The 1613-nt window shown below is 72.0% G+C and carries 4 protein-coding genes; all 4 read right to left on the reverse strand.

Translation table 11 applies throughout. The annotated features are described in order from the left end of the window. On the reverse strand, positions 1-735 hold a 735-nt coding region (locus ACNAVT_RS31690; protein ID WP_416301660.1), incomplete at its 3' end, for a hypothetical protein. Further along, on the reverse strand, positions 722-1018 hold the full coding sequence (locus tag ACNAVT_RS31695) for a hypothetical protein (RefSeq protein ID WP_416301662.1): 297 nt from the start codon (positions 1016-1018) through the stop codon (positions 722-724). The genes ACNAVT_RS31695 and ACNAVT_RS31690, both read right to left, overlap by 14 nt. Beyond that, positions 1015-1368 (reverse strand): RRQRL motif-containing zinc-binding protein, encoded by a 354-nt coding sequence (locus ACNAVT_RS31700; RefSeq protein WP_416301664.1) that lies wholly within the window; start codon positions 1366-1368, stop codon positions 1015-1017. The genes ACNAVT_RS31695 and ACNAVT_RS31700 overlap by 4 nt, the downstream gene beginning before the upstream one ends. Further along, a partial coding sequence (locus ACNAVT_RS31705) for a hypothetical protein (RefSeq protein WP_416301666.1) occupies positions 1365-1613 on the reverse strand: 249 nt, incomplete at its 5' end. The genes ACNAVT_RS31705 and ACNAVT_RS31700, both read right to left, overlap by 4 nt.

Below are 1613 nucleotides of genomic sequence, written 5' to 3' on the forward strand. Positions count from 1 at the left end.
CAGGGTGGTGAGGATCTGCCCGGCAACGGCCGGAGCGACATCAAGCCGGTCGGCCAGCTCGGCCGGTGTGATCGGTGCCCCAGTGGACTGTTCGTGCTGTACGGCCGCGAACCGGGCCATGGGCAGCAGGTGTGCAGGCACCTCGACCGGCTCAGCGGCCGGCACGGTGACAGGCTCCGGCTCAACGGCCTGGGTGGCCGGCACGGTGGCCGGGATGGGTGCCGGTTCGGGTGCCGGGGTGATGGCAGCCGGAGGTTCGGTGGTGACCTGCTCGGCCACCTGAACCCGAATCGGCGCGGCCGACTCAGCCGGCGGCCGGGTGTCTTCCCGCGCGGTGGGTGCGGGGGCGAGGACGAGTTTGACCAGGGCCATAAAAGCGAGGGCCGGAACAGCGGACAGGAGCCAGCCGGACGGGCCGGCCTTGGCGACCGCGAGCTGTGCGGCGAGGGAGAGGCTGGCGGCGGCGATGAGCAGAAGCATCGGGTAGCCGATGGATGCGCCGGCCCGGCGGCGTCGGCGGATGGTCAGGAGTGAGGCGATGGGGACGAGTTCGGAGATGACGGCGTTGGCCCAGCCGAACCACTGGCCGGTCCCGTCAGGGGAGTTGGTGAGGGTCCAGTCTTTGACGTGGGTGAACGAGGCTGCCCCGGCGAAGCCGGCGACGGTGAGGAGGATGAGGACCAGGACGACACCCTCGACGCGGGTGCCGGTGGTGGTGTGGTCAGTGCCCGGCATCGGTGGGCACCTCCCCGGCGGTGACGGCACGTTCTTCGGCGATGAGGCCGGCGAGGCCGACGCGGATGCCCGCGCAGGTGTTGCAGCCGTGGCCGTCGCTGGCGGTGCAGTCGGCGAGGTGGGCTTCCTGGATGATGCGGATCGATTCGGCGTAGTAGCCGGCAAGGAACCGTTCGAAGGACAGCTCACCGCGTGCGGCGAAGTCGGCGGCGAGGGTGGTCACGACGTAGTCGTCCGGGGTCATCCGCTCCTGAGCGGCGAGGTTCGTGATGGCGGTGGTCATCGGGCACCTCCCGGGGTGCAGTCGAGGCAGGAGCCGGTACGGCGGGGGATGTAGTAGGTCTGGATCTGGCCGCAGTGCCGGCAGGTGCGCCGGGCGCGTAGGGCTTTGGCGATGGCCTCCCGCTGGGCGGGGGTGGCGGTGCGTTTGGGTGCGGCGAGGTCGAGGCGGTAGAGGTAGGCGACGCGCTTGCCGCGCCGCCAGAGGATCTGGGCGACCGGGTCGTGTCCTCCGGGGCGGAGGCCTGCGGCGCGCAGTTGCCGGCGGGTGGCGAGGCCGTCGGGGGCCATCCGGTAGGGGAAGGTCGGGAAGCCGGTGCGGGTGCCGGTCGGGTCGTAGGTGACGGCGGTCATTGCTGGCCTCCCCAGCGCTGCTGGGCGGCCTGCCGGGAGATGCCGAGGCGGGCGCCGATTTCGGCCCAGGAGTAGCCGAAGGCCCGAAGGCCGATGACGGCTTCGCCGATGGCGTCGTCGAGGTTGGTGGCCAGGGCGACCAGGTCGCGGAGGGCTTCCACGTCGCCGGTGGCGACGCGGCGGCCGTGGGCGCGGATGATGCGCCGGGCGAAGGCCGCGAACTCGTCGTTCTCGACGACGTCCCG

Source organism: Micromonospora sp. SL4-19 (genome assembly GCF_047921475.1).
Taxonomy (GTDB): Bacteria; Actinomycetota; Actinomycetes; order Mycobacteriales; family Micromonosporaceae; genus Micromonospora.

Excerpts from the sequence above, each read along its gene's own strand:
- ACNAVT_RS31695 (WP_416301662.1), bottom strand. The coding sequence starts at position 1,018 with ATGACCACCGCCATCACGAACCTCGCCGCTCAGGAGCGGATGACCCCG.
- ACNAVT_RS31700 (WP_416301664.1), bottom strand. The coding sequence starts at position 1,368 with ATGACCGCCGTCACCTACGACCCGACCGGCACCCGCACCGGCTTCCCG.